Genomic DNA, 16016 nt, shown 5'->3' with positions numbered 1-16016 from the left:
AAATCTCGTCGAACGGGTTCATCGACATCTTGACGTTCGCAAGCTCGACGCCAGACCCATCCGACTTCACGCGGATCTTTACGTTGTAATCAACAACGCGCTTCACTGGGACCAAGATCTTCATGGCTTCCTTCCTTCATATGCCCGCGAGGGAAAATGCGCCTTTCAGGGGCGTCCTGATTGTCGGTTGGCGACATCGATACGTGTTTTTTCCCCAAATACAATGCATCACGGGCCCTCCCCCGTGAAAACGCAGGCCTTATAAATTACCTTTACGTTCACGTCAATTTATCCGTCATTGACGCCCCCAATGGGTCGTCGGGACGGAAGACTGGGCGGCGGTTTCGTCCGCCGGCACCGGCGTCGCCTCCACGTGCCGTACCGCCTTGGGGGTCACGATGGTGCGATCGAAGAGCGGCACGCCGCGCCGCCGGAGCACGAGAACCAGCAGCGCGCCAGCGACGATACCGCCGACATGGGCGCCCCAGGAGACGCCCCCGTCACGGTTGACCGCCAGCATGTAGAACTGCTGCGCGATCCAGAAAGCCAGTGGAATGACCGCCGGCAGCGGCAGGGGAATGCGGAAAAACACCAGAACCCACACACGCACCTTGGGATGCAGCAGGAAATAGGCGGCCACCACGCCGGAAATCGCCCCCGACGCGCCGATCAGCGGCGCCTCGGAATCCGGCTGCACAAGGCCGTGCACCAAAGCACCGGCCGCCGCGCAAAGCAGATAGAAGAGGAGAAAGCGAAAGTGCCCCAGCGCATCCTCGACATTGTCGCCGAACACCCAGAGGAACAGCATGTTGGAGGCGAGATGCATGAAATCGCCATGCAGGAAGGCATAGGTGATGTAGGTCGCATCTTCCGGCACCAGCACGAGGCTGGGTTCGAGATCGGCGAAATCGAAGACGACCGCCGGGATGTAACCGAGGCCGACCACCGCCGCATCGGAAAAGGCCTGCGTCGAAACGAGCCCCGTCACCAGCCAGACGACGACATTGATCGCGATCAGGCTGATCGTGACATATTGCACCTTGATGTATTTCAGGGCGTTCGCGTCATGCAGCGGTATGAACATGGATTCCCTTCCCCAAGGCCTTGGCGGACGAGCTTACCTGTTCTGCCCTGGAACCCACAATATGTCCGTGCGACCCTTGTCGTTTACCCAGCGCGCGGCGACGAAGAGGAAATCCGAGAGCCGGTTGATATAGGCGACGGCTGCCGCCGACACCGCCTCGCCCTCGCTCTCCTGCAAGGCGACGATGCGCCGCTCGGCCCGGCGCGCGACGGTGCGCGCCAGATGCAGCGCCGCCGCCGCCGGCGTACCGCCCGGCAGCACGAAGGAGCGCAGCGGCTCGAGATCGGCATTGAGCGTGTCGATCTCCTGCTCCAGCCGGTCGACCTGCGACGGCACGATGCGCAGCGGCTCGTAGTCGAGTTTCTTGCCGGTCTCGGGCGTGGCGAGATCGGCGCCGAGATCGAAGAGGTCGTTCTGAATGCGGACGATCATCCGGTCGAGATCGGAATGATCGACAAGATGCTGGCGCACGAGCCCGATGCAGGAATTCGTCTCGTCAACCGCGCCGTAGGATTCGACGCGCAGGTCGTGCTTCTTGCGGCGCGGGCCGTCGACGAGGCCCGTCGTGCCGTCATCACCGGTCCGCGTGTAGATCTTGTTGAGCTTGACCATCAGCCGCGCCCGCCGCCGGTGATCCACAGCGTCAGCATGATCAGCACGATGGCGACGGCCTGCAGCAGGACGCGCGCCTGCATCAGCTTGTTGGACGTGTTGCCGCTGCCGCCCTTGGCCATGTTGACGAGGCCGCGCACGAGCACGATGACGACGAGGCCCATGACGAGCAGGGTCATGAAGGTGAGGAAGGAAGACATGCCAACGTTCCGGTTTGATTTCTGTCAGCCCTATTCACATAGGGCATTTCACGCAAAGTGCACGTCTTTTGCGGCAAAAAGCCTGCGACGCCGCGCCGCGTCAGCCGAGTCTGCCGATGATACGATAGAAAAGCCCCGCCGGCAGCAGCTTCTTGAGCAGCACGCCCTGCTTCGCCGGCCGCGTGACGACGTAATGCGGCCGCGGCGCTTTGGCCGTCAGCGCATGGCGCAACACCGCGTGCACTGCGTCGGGTCCGAGCTTGCCACGCGCCGGTTTCGATTCGCCGCGCAGGCGCTGGAGCTGCCGGCGGTATTCTTCCGCATGAAGCGAGTTTTCAAGATCGATATTCTTCTCGATGTAATGCAGCGCATTGGCGGTGAAGCGCGAGGCGATTGGCCCCGGCTCGATCAGGCTGACATGCACGCCCGAGCCCTTGAGCTCCATGCGCAGCGTCAGCGACAGGCCCTCCAGCGCGAATTTCGAGGCATTGTAGGCGCCGCGCCAGCGATAGGGCACGATGCCCAAGATCGACGAGCACTGTACAATGCGGCCATGACCCTGCCGGCGCATGACGGGAATGACCCGGCGCGTCAGGTCGTGCCAGCCGAAGACATTCGTCTCGAACTGCTCGCGCAGCACCTCGACGGGAAGATCCTCGACGGCGCCGGCCTGGCCATAGGCGCCGTTGTTGAAAAGCGCATCGAGCCGCCCGCCGGTGCGCGCAAGAACCGTCTCGACAAGGGCGGCGATGGTGTCCGGCCTGGTATAATCCATCAGCAACGCTTCGATGCCGTCGGCCTGTAGGCTCGCCAGATCCTCCTCGCGCCGCACCGTCGCAAAGACCCGCCAGCCCTCGGCCTTAAGTGCGCGGGCGCAGTAGGCGCCGATCCCGGAGGAGCAGCCGGTAACGATGATGCTTCGCGTCGTTTCTGGAGAAGACATGGTCATTTCCTGTACAAATTCGCCTTGGTTTCCCATATTCAACCGCAACAGACAATGAGAGTGCAGTCGCGTAACGGCTGCGAAGGGACTGGACATTGCCGATGCCGACCGCCATCCGCCTTGCCTACAAGGTCGTCTTCGATGCGATCTGGCATTTTTCAGAGGACGACGGCTGGGCGATGGGCAGCCATGTCGCGCTCTCCACGCTGCTTGCGATCTTTCCGTTCCTGATCTTCGGCACCGCCCTTGCTTCCTTTCTCGGCGCCGATCAATTCGCCGAAACAGCGGTGCATCTCATTTTCGACACCTGGCCGGAATCGATCGCCGCGCCCATTTCGCGCGAGGTCGTCGCCGTCCTCACCATCCCGCGCGGCGGGCTGTTGACCGTTTCGGTGCTCGCCGCCGCCTACTTCGCCTCGAACGGCGTGGAGGCGTTGCGCATCTCGCTTAACCGGGCCTATCGGGTGGCCGAGACGCGCTACTGGTATGTCACGCGCCTCGCCAGCCTCGGCTTCGTCATCGCCAGCGTGCTGGCGCTAGCCGTCATCAGCATCGTGCTCGTCGCGGCACCGCTCGCCGTGCGCGCCACCGGCGACTGGTTGCCCTGGCTCACCTACGTCTATTCCTGGGTGGAAAGCTGGGGCCTGTTCGGCACGATCCTCGTCCTGTTCATCGGCCTCCTGATCGCCCATCTCTGGCTGCCGGCTGGCCGCAGAAAAATCGCTGACGTGCTGCCGGGCATCTTTCTCACGCTCGCCGCGTGGGGCATCGGCGCCTATACGTTTGCGTCCTATCTCGCGACCTTCGCCAACTACGTCTCGACCTATGCCGGCCTCGCCTCGATCATGATTGCGTTGGTCTTCCTCTACATCGTCGGCGTGATCTTCATTCTCGGGGCCGAAATCAACGCCGCACTCCTGAAATACCGCGTCAAACACGTCATCCTCGACAAGATCAGGGGCGTGAAAAAGCCCGCACCCGTCGCTGGCGAATCAATGGAGGACGAAGCCATAGCCCGCGAGCAGGGCGCGAAGGCCGGCCGGTGACAGGCCTTTCTCCCGATAGGCGGCAATGCCGGTATCCTGGTTGCTCTTGGAGAGTTTTCGCCCATCCGGCCCCGGCACCAGCCCGTGGTGCCGATAGGCCGGCGCCGGCAGTCCAAGCAGGCTCTGCAACAACCGGTGCACGGAGGTCGCATGAAAGAGATCCTGTCCACGCACGACATCGGTGACGCCCTGCTCCGCATCGTCGAGCACCACGGCGAGATGGTAGCTGACTGGCGCATCCGGCCGGGAGAGGACGACATCGCCCCAGCGTTCCGGCCGCGCCGGCACGATACCCGTCTCGCACTCCGGCCCCGCACCGGCCTCCGACCAGTCCAGGCCGTCTGGGGCAAGAGCCAACGCCTTGTCCATATCGAGCCGCCAGGCATGCTGCCGCCCCGAGGCAATCCAGGCCAGCGCCTCGCCCCGGTCGAACCCCCGCTCCTCCGTCGGATAGAGCGGGGCACCGTCGGGATCGCGCGGCCAGGCCCCGCCGACCGCCTCATGCGCCTCGACCCGCGCCTTCACCTCGCCACGGCTCAAGAAACCCGGATAGAGCAGACCCATCGCCTTCAGGCGCTCAAGCGCCGCAGCGTAGAAACCGAGATGCTCCGACTGCCGCCGCACCGGCTTTTCCCAATCGAGCCCCAGCCAGGCGAGATCGCGATAGATCGCCGCCTCGAACTCGGGTCGCGAGCGCGCGGGGTCGATGTCTTCGATGCGCAGCAGGAACCGGCCGCCGCAGGCCGCGGCGAGATCATGGTTGAGGATCGCCGACAGCGCGTGGCCGAGATGCAGGAGCCCGTTCGGGCTCGGCGCGAAACGGAAGACACGCGGTTTTGACAAAGGATCGTGCATGAGGTCTTCTGCCATGACGAGGCGCGCACGACAACAAAAGGGCGGCCCACGACAATGCAATTGCACATGATCAAAACGGATGCCGATGTCGCGGCCGGTCTCGTCGATCTCGCGCTGATCGACGTGCGCCTTTTCAACGTCATCGACAAGGCCGGTCCCGTACCGCTGCGCCGCCTTCCCCCCGGCTACCGGGGCCTTGCCGGCATCATCGTCGCGCAGATGGTTTCAAGGGCGAGCGCCGATGCGATCTGGCGACGGCTGGAGGAGTCGGCGGGCGATATCACGCCCCACCACATGCTTCGCCTTTCCGATGAGGACTGCCGCACGATCGGCCTGTCGCGGGCAAAGGCTGAGACGCTGCGCCGCGCGGCCGAAAGCGTCGATCGCGGCGACCTCGATCTCGACGCCATCTGCCATATGGAGGCTGCCGCCGCGACGCGGAAGCTGACCGCCATCAAGGGCATCGGCCGCTGGACGGCGGATGTTTATCTGCTGTTCTGCGGCGGCCACCCGGATATCTTCCCGTCGGGCGACGTCGCGCTTCAGAATGCGGTTGCCCATGCACTCGGGCTCGGCATGCGCCCGACCCCGCAGGAACTCGACGCTATCGCCGAGAAATGGGCGCCCTGGCGCGGTGTTTCGGCCCGGCTTTTCTGGGCTTATTATGCACGGGAAATGCGCCGCGAGGTCGCGCCGGTGCTGGAAGGATGAACCCGCGAAAATCCATCATTTCCGCTTTTCCATTCCGGCTTCACAATGCTGTAACAACGGGCCTAATATAGAAGGGCAGATGCCGAATCGATCAGGAGAAGCCCTTGACGATTTCTGTTTCACCACAGGCCCTGCCAGCGCTCGTACTGAATGCTGACTACAGGCCGCTGAGTTATTACCCCTTGTCGCTTTGGTCCTGGCAGGACGCGATCAAGGCCGTATTTCTTGACCGCGTAAACATCATCGCCGAATACGACCATTCGGTGTCTTCGCCGAGTTTCACGATGCGCCTGCCAAGCGTCGTGTGCCTGAAAACCTACGTGCAGCCCTCACGCCATCCGGCCTTTACCCGGTTCAACGTGTTCCTGCGCGACAAGTTCGAATGCCAGTACTGCGGGACGCCCGACGACCTGACCTTCGACCACGTCATCCCGCGCGCCCATGGCGGCGAGACGACCTGGCAGAATGTGGTCGCGGCCTGCTCCCCGTGCAATCTGAGAAAAGGCAGCAAGCTGCCGAAGCAGGCGGGTATGCACCCGCATCAGAAGCCCTACCAGCCGACGGTTCAGGATCTGCACAATAACGGGCGACTGTTTCCACCCAACTATCTGCATGAAAGCTGGATGGACTATCTCTACTGGGACGTCGAACTGCAACCATGACGCATCAGGCGCAAAACCGGGGGACGGTTTTGCGACGATGACATGCGTTTGAAACGGGTTGCGGACATCACGCTTTCGTCGACCGCGCGCCCTTGAAGGCGATCGCGGCGAGGATGAGGCTTGCGATCACATTCCAGCCGGCAAACGACAGGCCGAGCAGCCGGAACGATGCTTCCGTGCAGGACGGACCGTGCTTCGTGTTGATATCGGACAGGAGGTCGCCGGCATTCTGTGTGACACCCTGCGCCGTGGTCGCGCAGGTTGCCGGCCCCTCCCAGAAGCCCCATTCGACGCCCGCGTGATAGACGCCCATGCCGGCACCGACGAGCATCATGATGCCGGCGATGGCGAGCAGCAGGCGCGTCAGCCAGATCGGTCCGTTGAAGAGCGCCGAAAGCAGCGCTGCGACCGCGACCGGAATGCCGTAATAATAGGGATCGCGCTGCAAAAGGCAGAGCGCACAGGGGATGTAGCCGCCGATATGTTCGAAGGCGAGCGCACCGCCGACGGTCGCGGCCATGCCAAGCGAAAGCAGACCGGCGGAAGCCTTGCGGGAGAGATTGAGGGAAGCCGTCATCAGTTCGTCCAATCGGGCCGGCGGGGATGCCGGCGAAACGGCGCCGAGTTCTATCAGGTGCGGCACCATTGTAAATCGCCGCACGGAGAAGTGATAGCGTCGGTCACTTCCGATTTGCCGGCGATTTGCCGGTTGCCGCCCGGCCAAGCATCGTGTAAACGGCGATGGCTTCAGTGCCGTGCCCCATTGGCGGAACTGGTAGACGCGCTCGACTCAAAATCGAGTTCCGAAAGGAGTGCTGGTTCGATTCCGGCATGGGGCACCAAAAATCACCACATCGCTATTCGAATTGAGAGGGTTTCCTCGTGGGAAAACCGCGCTGTTTAGGGCGCGGTTGCAAAATCTCCAGACCCCGGAGAAAAAATTCGTTTTTTAGCGGGAACAAATTTTGCAGAGCCGCATTTATCCTGTGCAACTGCAGACACCCCCGGATGCGGTTGTGAGGGGGACCCGAGAGCGATGTGCACGCTCTTGGGTCTCAACCGTTTCAGGGGTATGTCTTCGCAGATATACGCGAACCTCTCAGAAGATGAAGTCGGTTCCGATAAGCTTCAGCGACGTATCGAGTACGATCGTAAAATCGGCCTTGCCGTTTCCATCGGTATCCCCATGGATGAACGTATCGCCGTTCTTGATCTCATATCGCAGCTCACCGGCCTTGTTATGGAATTTCTGCGTGCCGATGAAAGAGAAGTCCTGCAGGCCTTTGGCGGTGCTCGCATCGAAGGCGCTGAGATCGATCTTGTCTTTCTGCGCCCGGCTGAAATCGAAGATCTTGTCCGGCGCGGTCGTCAGTGAATCCGTCTTCGTGCGGAAGACGAACGTGTCTGCACCGGCACCACCGTAGAGCTTATCGGCACCGGCACCGCCTTCGAGACGGTCGTTGCCCGCGTCTCCCTTGAGCGTGTCGTTGCCGGCATCGCCCTTCAGCTTGTCGTTGCCGTTGCCGCCGATGAGCGTATCGGCACCATTGCCACCCGACATCGTGTCATTGCCATCGTAGCCGTAAAGCGTGTCGTTGCCGTCGCCACCCCAGAAGACGTCGGCGTATTTCGTCGCCTTGATGACGTCGTTGCCCGAAAGAAGCGCGTTCAGGAACGTGCTTGAGCTGCCGCTGTTGATGGCCTTGGTCAGAGCCGGGCCGGAAAGCGAAAGGCCCGTGATATCCAACACCTTCGCACCCTCGGCAATCGCCGTGAAGGACGTGAGCGTACCGGTCTTGACACCGATGACTTCACCGTCGGCATCCTTGGCATAGGTGAGACCCTTGCCGAGAAAGGTCATCGACGTGTCTTCGTCGACATCCCAGAACTTCATGGAAGTCGTCGTAAATTTTTCCCGGTCGAAATCGAAGATCGAATCAAGTTTCTCAGAAACAAATTCGCTGAAACTAGCCCCGGATTTAGAGGTGAAGCCGCTAATATTGATCGTGCTCATATGCCATCCCTGGTTGCGATACCAAAGGTCTAACCGCAATACGCCTCAGACGGCAACGTCCATTCCGGGGCGGATCTGTCCGACTTCGAAACAATGCTAATCCTCCCTTAAACCGCAGCGAACAAATGCCGGCGATCGGCGTTTCTTTCCGTTAACCCGACCATAGGAGCGCGTCATGGTTTTCAAGGAAGCCACTTTCAAGGGCGAAAAACCCGAGCATGCCGAGCCGCCCCATCCCGCCTGGCTGGAGGCGCAAGTGGCCGATGCCCTTTCCGTCGCCGGCGACGTGGATGCCTCCGACGTCACCGTGACCTGCAAAGGCCGGCGGATCATCCTTTCAGGCAGCATCGGTTCGGCAGAAGAGGCCGAACGCGCCGTCATCATCGCGGCTTCGGTGAAGGAGGTCGAGGAGATCGACAACCGCCTCGCCTGGCCCTGAGCCCGCAAAAGCCGCCATTGCCGACGCCCCCTCCGAAATGCTAGTTGCAGTGCAGCAAACTGGAGTGGTGCGGATGCTCTCGGAGAGATCGACCTATGACGCGCTGTACGGGGATTTCCGCTGGGATATCCCCGACCGGTTCAACATCGGCACTGCCGTCTCCAATGCCTGGGCCGTCCGCGCGCCGGATCGTGTCTGTCTTCAGCATTTCCTGCCGGATGGCGCCCCCCTCTTCATGACCTATGGCGAACTCGCCGCCCGCTCCGACGCCTTCGCCGCGGCGCTTGTTGCCGAGGGCGTCCGGCAGGGCGACCGCGTCGCGATCCTTTTGCCGCAGGGCTTCGAAACCGTTATCGCCCATGTCGCGATCTACAAGCTCGGCGCCATCGCTTTACCGCTGGCGCTGCTGTTTGGTGCAGATGCGCTGCTTTTCCGGTTGAAGAACGCCGAGGCCAGGGCGATCGTGACGAACCGCTTCGGTGCCGAACGTTTGGGGCCAATCCGCGCCGAATTGCCGACGCTCGATCTCATCGTGACGACGCAGCCGTCGGATGATCCCTCGGCAGAGTCCTTCCACGATCTCATTGAGAAACATGCCGGCCCCTTCGCCGCCGTCGACAGCGGCCCGGACGATCCGGCGATGATGATCTACACGTCAGGCACCACGGGGCCGCCGAAGGGTGCGCTGCATGGCCACCGCGTGCTGCTCGGTCATGTGCCGGGCTTCCAGATGCACCATGAATTCCTGCCGCAGCCGGGCGACCGCATCTGGACGCCATCCGACTGGGCCTGGGCGGGCGGACTTCTCAACGTGCTGCTGCCCGCGCTGCTGCTCGGCGTGCCCGTCGTCTCTTCTCCGGGTCAGAAATTCGATCCCGACATGGCTTATCGCATCATGCAGGACATGGACGTGCGCAACGCCTTCATTCCGCCGACAGCATTGCGGCTGATGAAGACCGTTGCCAATCCGCGTGAAAAATACCGGCTGAACCTGCGCACCATCGGCTCGGCGGGCGAATCGCTTGGCCGCGAGACCTGGGAATGGGTACGCGACACGCTCGGCATCACCATCAACGAATTCTACGGCCAGACCGAGTGCAACATCGTGCTGGGCTCCATCGGCAAGCTCGGCGCCTCCAGGCCGGGGCCGATCGGAAAGGCGGTGCCGGGCCATGTCATCGCGATCATCGACGCACAAGGCAGGGAAGTGCCGCGCGGCACGGTAGGCCAGGTCGCCGTCAAGCGGCCGGATCCGGTGATGTTCCTCGGCTATTGGAGGAACGAGAAGGCGACGGCGGAGAAATTCATCGGCGACTGGATGACGACGGGCGATCTCGGGCGCATGGACGATGAGGGTTACGTCACCTTCTTCGGCCGCGACGACGACGTGATCACCTCCTCGGGCTATCGCATCGGGCCGAGCGAAATCGAGGATTGCCTGGCCGGCCATCCCGCCGTACAGCTCGCCGCCGCCGTCGGCAAGCCGGATCCGGTGCGCACGGAGATCGTCAAGGCCTATGTCATGCTGCGCCCGGGCTATACGCCTTCGCCGGCACTGGCGGTGGACATCCGCGAATGGGTGAAATCGCGGCTCTCCATGCACGAATATCCGCGCGAGGTGGACTTCGTCGACAGTTTGCCGCTCACGACATCGGGCAAGGTCATCCGCCACCTGCTGCGCAAGCGCGCGGCGGAGGAGACGCCCTTCGCCGCCTGAGCCTCTGGCTTAGCGGCGGGCGAGGGAGCGGATCTTGTCGCGCAGCAGGCGCGCCACGTTGCGGGTGTTGCGGTAGAGGTGCAGCTGGGCTGCCACCTGGCGCACGTCGCGGTCGCGGTTCTGCTGCAGGCCGACGACCAGCGTGCCCATATCCTCCCGCTCTTCCCAGAACCGGCTCATGACCGGGTGATCCGGCACCGCACAGGAATCCGAGCGGGCGATATTGGCGTCGTCGAGATGCCATTCGGTCAGCTCGGCCACCAAAAGCTTGCCGGGCGAGTATTTCGCGAACTCCTCGTCATAGGCCGTCTTCCACGTATAGGCCTCGCCGCCCATCATGAAGACGATCATCGACGCGATGGCGCGGCCGTCGAGGTCGAGCGTGTGGATGCGCACGCCGTCGGTCTCGGCGAGGTTGCTGATCGCCTCGCGCGCGAAGGCGGCGCGGTAGCGGTCGTTGATCATCGCCGTGCGGCCACGGCCCTTCCAGCCGCCCGCCTCGAGCAGCAGGAACTCCTCCATGCGCAGCCGGATATCGGCGGGCTGGCGGGCGACATTGTAGTTGAGCACACCCAGCGCATCGAGCTTGCGCCACTGCCGGCGCAACTCACGGAAATGCTCCGGCGAAATGGCCTTTTGCAGATAGGTCTGGCCGTCGAGCAGGCTCTCCAGCATCGGCCGGCGATAGGTATCGGTCACCGTGACGGGCAGGTTGCGGCCGATAGCGACGGCGCGGATCAACTGGGCGAAAGCACCGTTGAGGCGCAGGTCCGGCAGGACGAGGATGGCTGGCAGCCCCGTATTGGGGCCACCCATGACCTCCAGGAAATTGTCGAGCGTTTCGGCCGCCTCCTCCGCATCGACCAGTGGCGTTCCGAGGGGGCCGAACGGGTTCGACCACGCGCGCAGGATGCTCGAGCCGATGGAGAAGCCGGGCTTCTCGACGGAGAACGGCATGAGGAAGCGCATACGGCTGCGGCCGCCCGCCTCGTCGCGAATAACCGAAAGGCGCACCATGCGGTCCTCCAGGCGCGGCATGGCGGGCGCCAGGAAACGGCCGGTGAAGAAGACGTTCGGTTCCATCACGCGGTTCGACAGGAAGTCGAGTTCCTGCTGCAGTTCATAGCCGGCATTCGCGGGATAGATGGCGAGCGAGCGGCCGGGGCGGCCGATGGCGAAACGCTGGTCGGCCGGCGGCTGGGCCAGCGGCGGTGCCGGCGGAATGGCCGCCTGGGCGCGGCCGGCAGCGATCGTGTGGTCGAAGCCGTGACTATCGGTCATGGTGGTCCGTCCCGTTGGCAAGTTTTGCCGTCACCGGATCGGCGAAGGCGAAAAGAAGGATGGAAAGTTTTCGCCGCACGGCGATATGCAGCAGCAGCGCCTCGACGACCATGGCACCGGCCGTAGCGGAGGCCGCCCCGACGAGGCCGAAGAGCGGAATGAGCGTGACGTTGAAGGTGATGTTGGCGGCAAGTGCGGCGGCATAAACGGCAACGCACAGCTTCTGCTCGCCACACATGGTCAGCAGCACCTCGCCCGGCCCGACAAGCGCCTTGGCGAGAATGCCGGCAAAGAGGATGAACATCAGGCCCCAGCCCGCCGTGAAGGCCGGGCCGAAGAGCGACAGCAGCAGATGGCCGGCCGCCAGCACGGACAGCCCGACGGCGAGCGACGGCCAGAAGCTCCAGCGTGCCGTCTCGCCGGCAAAACGCGCCAGCCCCACGCGGTCGCCGGCGGCGAACATCGCGGAAAAACGCGGCGCGGCGGCGGCCTTCACCGAGAAGAATACGAAATGCACCAGCGCCATCGTCTTGGCGGCGGCGAAATAGATGGCGACGCTTTCCGGATCCAGAAACAGGCCGACGACGATGACGTCGGAATTGGTAAGCAGAAAGCCGAAGCCCTCGATCAGGAAGATCGGCAGCGCCGCCTTGATCCAGAGGCCGAACTCAACCTTGTGCGGACCGGCGAGATAGCGCTTGCCGAGCCGGCGCACGATGTTGAAGAACTGCGCCACGGTGGTGAGATAGGTGGCGGCGAGTGCTGCCACCATCGCCGTCAGCGCCGTATGCGGCTCGCCCAGCCACACGGCCAAGACCATGAAGACGAGGATCAGCAGCGGCCGGATGATATAGGTCGGGCTCAGCGCCACGACGGCCCAGCTATGGGCGCGCGCCGTGCTTTCAAGCACGTCGCCGAGCGCGATCATCGGCATGCAGAACAGACCGACGAAGAGCGGCACGACATAGTAGCCGGCGACGTGGTCGCGGAAGAGCCAGAGCACGAGGAAACCGCCCGCCGCCAGAGCCGTCGAGGAGAGCATCGCAAAAATGCGAGCGGTCGAGGTGAGGCCGCGGATTTCCGCATAGGCGCTGCGGCCGACATAATCGGGCAGGAAGCGCACGACCGTCGTGTGAAAGCCGAGGCAGGACATGTCGCCGAAAATGACGACGATCGCCCAGACGAAGACAAAGATGCCGTATTCGAATTCGCCCATCACGCGGGCAAGGATGATCTGCGAGATGAAGGCGATGGCCGCACTGGCGACGCGAATGGCAAAGGCGATGAGCGCCATGCGCTGGGCGAGATTGCGCGGATCGTCGCTGGCGAGAACGGTCGCGACAGCGCGCAACAGAGGCTCCGCCTTGCCGCGAAGGCTCGATGGCAGCAACCTCTCCGCCGATTGAATGACCGCCATCAACACAGGAACCCGAACGCTACGCAAAACTCTACCAGCGTCAGTCTTGTCAGATCAGGGTTAACAAACGGTTGGGTCGGCGGTCGGCTGGCACCGGCGCCCCAAACAAAAATGCCGCCCGAAGGCGGCATCTTCCGTTTCCACGTCCATCAGGCCTGTTCGAAGGCGCCGTGGCAATGTTTGTACTTCTTGCCCGAGCCGCAGGGGCAGGGTTCGTTGCGCGCTACATAGCCCCAGGTCGAGGGATCGTTCGGATCGCGGTTCTCAGCGGCAACCGCCATGAACCCACCGCTGCCTTCGCCGAAATCGTCCTCGCCGGTCGTGCCGTCGATGTGATGGCCTTCCATTTCCGGCGGCACCGGCGTCGGGGCGTCGGCAGCCTGGCGCACCAGCTCGACGCGCATCAGCTGCGACGTCACGGTCTGGCGCAGGTTGGCGAGCAGCGCCTGGAAGAGTTCGAAGGCCTCGGCCTTGTATTCCTGCAGCGGGTCGCGCTGGGCATAGCCGCGGAAGCCGATGACGGAGCGCAGGTGATCGAGGTTGACGATGTGCTCGCGCCACAGCATGTCCAGCGTCTGGAGCAGCACGGAGCGCTCGACATAGGTCATGATCTCCGGGCCGAAACGCTCGGCACGGTCGGCGGCCGCGGCATCGGCGGCCTTGTGCAGGCGCTCCAGGATGTCCTTCTCGTCGATACCTTCCTCGGCTGCCCAGGCTTCGATCGGCAGATCGAGGTTCAGCTGTTCGAGAACGCCCTTCCTGAGGCCGGGGACGTCCCACTGCTCGGCATAGGCGTTTTCCGGAATGCTCAGGCGAACCAAGTTTTCAACGACTTCGTTGCGCATGTCGGTGACGATCTCGGACAGGTTTTCGCTGTCCATCAGCTCGATACGCTGTTCGAAGATGACCTTGCGCTGGTCGTTCAGCACGTCGTCATATTTCAGGAGGTTCTTGCGAATGTCGAAGTTGCGGGCTTCGACCTTCTTCTGCGCGCGCTCCAGTGCCTTGTTGATCCAGGGATGGACGATCGCCTCGCCTTCCTTGAGACCCAGCTTCTGCAGCATCGAATCCATGCGCTCGGAGCCGAAGATGCGCATCAGGTCGTCCTGCAGCGACAGGAAGAACTTCGAGCGGCCGGGGTCGCCCTGACGGCCGGAACGGCCGCGCAGCTGGTTGTCGATGCGGCGGCTTTCGTGACGCTCGGTGGCAAGAACATAGAGACCGCCGCCGGCAAGCGCCTTTTCCTTGAGTTGCTTGACCTCGGCGATGATCTGATCGCGCTTGGCGTCACGCTCCGGGCTCGGCTCCATTTCGGCGAGATCGCGCTCGAGGCGCATTTCAAGGTTGCCGCCGAGCTGGATGTCCGTGCCGCGGCCGGCCATGTTGGTGGCGATGGTCACGGCGCCGGGAACGCCGGCCTGCGAAACGATATAGGCTTCCTGCTCGTGGTAACGGGCGTTGAGGACCTGGAAATCCTTGAAGCCGGCCATGCGCAGGCGCTCGGCGAGATATTCGGATTTTTCGATCGAGGTCGTGCCGACGAGGACCGGCTGGCCCTTTTCGCGCGCATCCTTGATCTCCTGGATGATCGCCTTGTACTTCTCCTCGACCGTCCGATAGACCTCGTCGTCCTCGTCGAGACGCTGGATCGGCAGGTTGGTCGGCACTTCCACGACTTCGAGGCCGTAGATGTTGCCGAATTCCTCGGCTTCGGTGGAGGCCGTGCCGGTCATGCCGCCGAGCTTGGAATACATGCGGAAATAGTTCTGGAAGGTGATCGAGGCCAGCGTCTGGTTTTCCGGCTGGATCGTGACCTTTTCCTTGGCTTCGAGCGCCTGGTGCTGGCCTTCCGAATAGCGGCGGCCCGGCATCATGCGGCCGGTGAATTCGTCGATGATGACGATCTCGTCGTTGCGGACGATGTAGTCCTTGTCGCGGGTGAAGAGCTTGTGGGCCTTCAGCGCGTTGTTGATGTGGTGAACGATCGCGACGTTCTCGACGTCGTAGAGCGATTCGCCCTTGAGCAGCCCGGCCTGGCGCAGCAGGCCTTCCAGCTTCTCCGTGCCGACTTCCGAGAAGTTGGCGGAGCGCTGCTTCTCGTCGATTTCGTAATCGGCCTCATCCAGCAGCGGAATATAGGCGTCGATCGTCGTATAGAGATCCGAGCGGTCGTCGAGCGGACCGGAAATGATCAGCGGCGTGCGCGCTTCGTCGACCAGGATCGAGTCGACTTCGTCGACGATGGCGAAGAAGTGGCCGCGCTGCACCATCTGGCCGCGCTCGTATTTCATGTTGTCGCGCAGATAGTCGAAGCCGAGTTCGTTGTTCGTCGCGTAGGTGATGTCGGCGGCGTAGGCGGCGCGGCGCTGGTCGTCGTCGAGGCCGTGCACGATGACGCCGGTGGTCAGGCCGAGAAAGCCGTAGATTTTGCCCATCTGGGCACTGTCGCGGCTGGCGAGGTAATCGTTGACCGTCACGACATGCACGCCCTTGCCGGCAAGCGCATTGAGATAGACGGGCAGCGTCGCGACGAGCGTCTTGCCTTCACCGGTCTTCATTTCGGCGATCGACTTCTCGTGCAGGATCATGCCGCCGATCAGCTGAACGTCGAAGGGGCGCAGGCCGAGAACGCGGAACGCCGCCTCGCGGGCGACCGCGAAAGCCGGCACGAGAATGTCGTCGAGCGTCTTGCCGCCGGCAAGCTGTTCGCGGAATTCCACGGTCTTGGCGCGCAGCGCTTCGTCGGACAATGCCTTGATCTCAGGCTCCAGCGCATTGATCGCGTCGACGCGCGGCTTGTAGGAACGGACGCGGCGATCATTCGAGGAACCGAACAACTTGCGGGCAATGCCGCCGAGGCTGACCATCAGGATGGTCCTTTCTTTATGGCGCCCGGCGCGTGACAGGTCGCACGTTTATTTGCGCGCAAAGCCGTGAAACGCCCGGAAACTGTTCTGGACGCGGGATTGCGTGACAGATAAGAGGGGGGTCGAATGATGTCAACGGCTCAGGCGGTTGCACAACGGCCACATTCT

15 protein-coding genes, 1 tRNA gene and 1 pseudogene are annotated in these 16016 nt (G+C 62.9%); 6 read left to right on the top strand and 11 right to left on the bottom strand.

Features of this window, described 5'->3' with window-relative positions; translation table 11 throughout:
• From ACOZKU_RS16890 to ACOZKU_RS16870, 5 genes and pseudogenes are all read right to left on the bottom strand, one after another.
• Positions 1-124 (bottom strand): annotated as a pseudogene (locus tag ACOZKU_RS16890) (electron transfer flavoprotein subunit beta/FixA family protein); the annotation flags it as partial.
• A 171-nt stretch (positions 125-295) separates the two neighbouring features.
• Positions 296-1084 carry a rhomboid family intramembrane serine protease gene (locus tag ACOZKU_RS16885; protein ID WP_421579837.1) on the bottom strand — a complete coding sequence of 263 codons (789 nt, stop codon included), beginning with the start codon at positions 1082-1084 and terminating at the stop codon, positions 296-298.
• A 33-nt stretch (positions 1085-1117) separates the two neighbouring features.
• Positions 1118-1696, bottom strand: coding sequence for a cob(I)yrinic acid a,c-diamide adenosyltransferase (locus tag ACOZKU_RS16880; protein WP_421579836.1), 579 nt, complete (start codon positions 1694-1696; stop codon positions 1118-1120).
• A complete protein-coding gene (locus ACOZKU_RS16875; protein ID WP_298102936.1) occupies positions 1696-1896 on the bottom strand; it encodes a twin transmembrane helix small protein in 201 nt (66 codons plus the stop codon). Before ACOZKU_RS16875 ends, ACOZKU_RS16880 begins: the two co-directional genes overlap by 1 nt.
• A gap of 100 nt (positions 1897-1996) precedes the next feature.
• A complete protein-coding gene (locus ACOZKU_RS16870; protein WP_421579835.1) occupies positions 1997-2839 on the bottom strand; it encodes an SDR family oxidoreductase in 843 nt (280 codons plus the stop codon).
• A 101-nt stretch (positions 2840-2940) separates the two neighbouring features.
• Here ACOZKU_RS16870 and ACOZKU_RS16865 point away from each other — a divergent pair, with 101 nt between their 5' ends.
• Positions 2941-3885, top strand: coding sequence for a YihY/virulence factor BrkB family protein (locus tag ACOZKU_RS16865; protein ID WP_421579834.1), 945 nt, complete (start codon positions 2941-2943; stop codon positions 3883-3885).
• On the opposite strand, the gene gluQRS is transcribed toward ACOZKU_RS16865, so the two are convergent.
• Positions 3832-4740, bottom strand: coding sequence for a tRNA glutamyl-Q(34) synthetase GluQRS (gene gluQRS, locus ACOZKU_RS16860; RefSeq protein ID WP_421579833.1), 909 nt, complete (start codon positions 4738-4740; stop codon positions 3832-3834). The two genes, ACOZKU_RS16865 and gluQRS, sit on opposite strands and share 54 nt — an antisense overlap.
• Positions 4741-4800: 60 nt before the next feature.
• Here gluQRS and ACOZKU_RS16855 point away from each other — a divergent pair, with 60 nt between their 5' ends.
• Positions 4801-5451: a DNA-3-methyladenine glycosylase family protein gene (locus ACOZKU_RS16855; protein ID WP_421579832.1), complete on the top strand. Its 651-nt coding sequence runs from the start codon at positions 4801-4803 to the stop codon at positions 5449-5451.
• A 104-nt stretch (positions 5452-5555) separates the two neighbouring features.
• Positions 5556-6113 (top strand): HNH endonuclease, encoded by a 558-nt coding sequence (locus tag ACOZKU_RS16850; protein ID WP_244763157.1) that lies wholly within the window; start codon positions 5556-5558, stop codon positions 6111-6113.
• 67 nt (positions 6114-6180) lie between these two features.
• Here the strand turns inward: ACOZKU_RS16850 and ACOZKU_RS16845 are convergent, their stop codons facing one another.
• Complete coding sequence (locus tag ACOZKU_RS16845) at positions 6181-6693, bottom strand: disulfide bond formation protein B (protein WP_421579858.1); 513 nt, start codon at positions 6691-6693, stop codon at positions 6181-6183.
• Between the two features lie 177 nt (positions 6694-6870).
• Between ACOZKU_RS16845 and ACOZKU_RS16840 the strand changes: the two genes are divergently transcribed.
• A tRNA-Leu gene (locus ACOZKU_RS16840) sits at positions 6871-6955 on the top strand.
• A gap of 257 nt (positions 6956-7212) precedes the next feature.
• On the opposite strand, the gene ACOZKU_RS16835 is transcribed toward ACOZKU_RS16840, so the two are convergent.
• Entirely contained in the window at positions 7213-8007 is a 795-nt protein-coding gene (locus ACOZKU_RS16835) for a M10 family metallopeptidase C-terminal domain-containing protein (RefSeq protein ID WP_421579831.1), read from the bottom strand.
• A gap of 295 nt (positions 8008-8302) precedes the next feature.
• Between ACOZKU_RS16835 and ACOZKU_RS16830 the strand changes: the two genes are divergently transcribed.
• Both ACOZKU_RS16830 and ACOZKU_RS16825 read left to right on the top strand, forming a co-directional pair.
• Complete coding sequence (locus tag ACOZKU_RS16830) at positions 8303-8566, top strand: BON domain-containing protein (protein ID WP_117371205.1); 264 nt, start codon at positions 8303-8305, stop codon at positions 8564-8566.
• Between the two features lie 73 nt (positions 8567-8639).
• Positions 8640-10283 (top strand): AMP-binding protein, encoded by a 1644-nt coding sequence (locus ACOZKU_RS16825; RefSeq protein ID WP_421579830.1) that lies wholly within the window; start codon positions 8640-8642, stop codon positions 10281-10283.
• Between the two features lie 9 nt (positions 10284-10292).
• On the opposite strand, the gene ACOZKU_RS16820 is transcribed toward ACOZKU_RS16825, so the two are convergent.
• The 3 genes from ACOZKU_RS16820 to secA all read right to left on the bottom strand — a co-directional run bounded on the left by ACOZKU_RS16820 (position 10293) and on the right by secA (position 15848).
• On the bottom strand, positions 10293-11564 hold the full coding sequence (locus ACOZKU_RS16820; protein WP_421579829.1) for a GNAT family N-acetyltransferase: 1272 nt from the start codon (positions 11562-11564) through the stop codon (positions 10293-10295).
• Positions 11554-12981 carry a lipopolysaccharide biosynthesis protein gene (locus ACOZKU_RS16815; RefSeq protein WP_421579828.1) on the bottom strand — a complete coding sequence of 476 codons (1428 nt, stop codon included), beginning with the start codon at positions 12979-12981 and terminating at the stop codon, positions 11554-11556. Before ACOZKU_RS16815 ends, ACOZKU_RS16820 begins: the two co-directional genes overlap by 11 nt.
• Before the next feature lie 149 nt (positions 12982-13130).
• Entirely contained in the window at positions 13131-15848 is a 2718-nt protein-coding gene (gene secA, locus ACOZKU_RS16810) for a preprotein translocase subunit SecA (protein ID WP_421579826.1), read from the bottom strand.
• Between the last annotated feature and the right edge of the window lie 168 nt (positions 15849-16016).

The sequence above is a fragment of the Shinella sp. M31 genome (assembly GCF_049199205.1).
In the GTDB taxonomy this organism is placed as follows: domain Bacteria; phylum Pseudomonadota; class Alphaproteobacteria; order Rhizobiales; family Rhizobiaceae; genus Shinella.
The sequence above is the reverse complement of the archived record's forward strand: the minus strand, read 5'-3'. Positions and strand labels throughout refer to the sequence as shown.

Bases quoted from the DNA above. Each gene is read 5' to 3' on its own strand.
- ACOZKU_RS16885 (WP_421579837.1), bottom strand. From the start codon at position 1,084: ATGTTCATACCGCTGCATGACGCGAACGCCCTGAAATACATCAAGGTG.
- ACOZKU_RS16880 (WP_421579836.1), bottom strand. From the start codon at position 1,696: ATGGTCAAGCTCAACAAGATCTACACGCGGACCGGTGATGACGGCACG.
- ACOZKU_RS16875 (WP_298102936.1), bottom strand. From the start codon at position 1,896: ATGTCTTCCTTCCTCACCTTCATGACCCTGCTCGTCATGGGCCTCGTC.
- ACOZKU_RS16870 (WP_421579835.1), bottom strand. From the start codon at position 2,839: ATGTCTTCTCCAGAAACGACGCGAAGCATCATCGTTACCGGCTGCTCC.
- ACOZKU_RS16865 (WP_421579834.1), top strand. From the start codon at position 2,941: ATGCCGACCGCCATCCGCCTTGCCTACAAGGTCGTCTTCGATGCGATC.
- gluQRS (WP_421579833.1), bottom strand. From the start codon at position 4,740: ATGCACGATCCTTTGTCAAAACCGCGTGTCTTCCGTTTCGCGCCGAGC.
- ACOZKU_RS16835 (WP_421579831.1), bottom strand. From the start codon at position 8,007: ATGAAGTTCTGGGATGTCGACGAAGACACGTCGATGACCTTTCTCGGC.
- ACOZKU_RS16830 (WP_117371205.1), top strand. From the start codon at position 8,303: ATGGTTTTCAAGGAAGCCACTTTCAAGGGCGAAAAACCCGAGCATGCC.
- ACOZKU_RS16825 (WP_421579830.1), top strand. From the start codon at position 8,640: ATGCTCTCGGAGAGATCGACCTATGACGCGCTGTACGGGGATTTCCGC.
- ACOZKU_RS16820 (WP_421579829.1), bottom strand. From the start codon at position 11,564: ATGACCGATAGTCACGGCTTCGACCACACGATCGCTGCCGGCCGCGCC.
- ACOZKU_RS16815 (WP_421579828.1), bottom strand. From the start codon at position 12,981: ATGGCGGTCATTCAATCGGCGGAGAGGTTGCTGCCATCGAGCCTTCGC.
- secA (WP_421579826.1), bottom strand. From the start codon at position 15,848: ATGGTCAGCCTCGGCGGCATTGCCCGCAAGTTGTTCGGTTCCTCGAAT.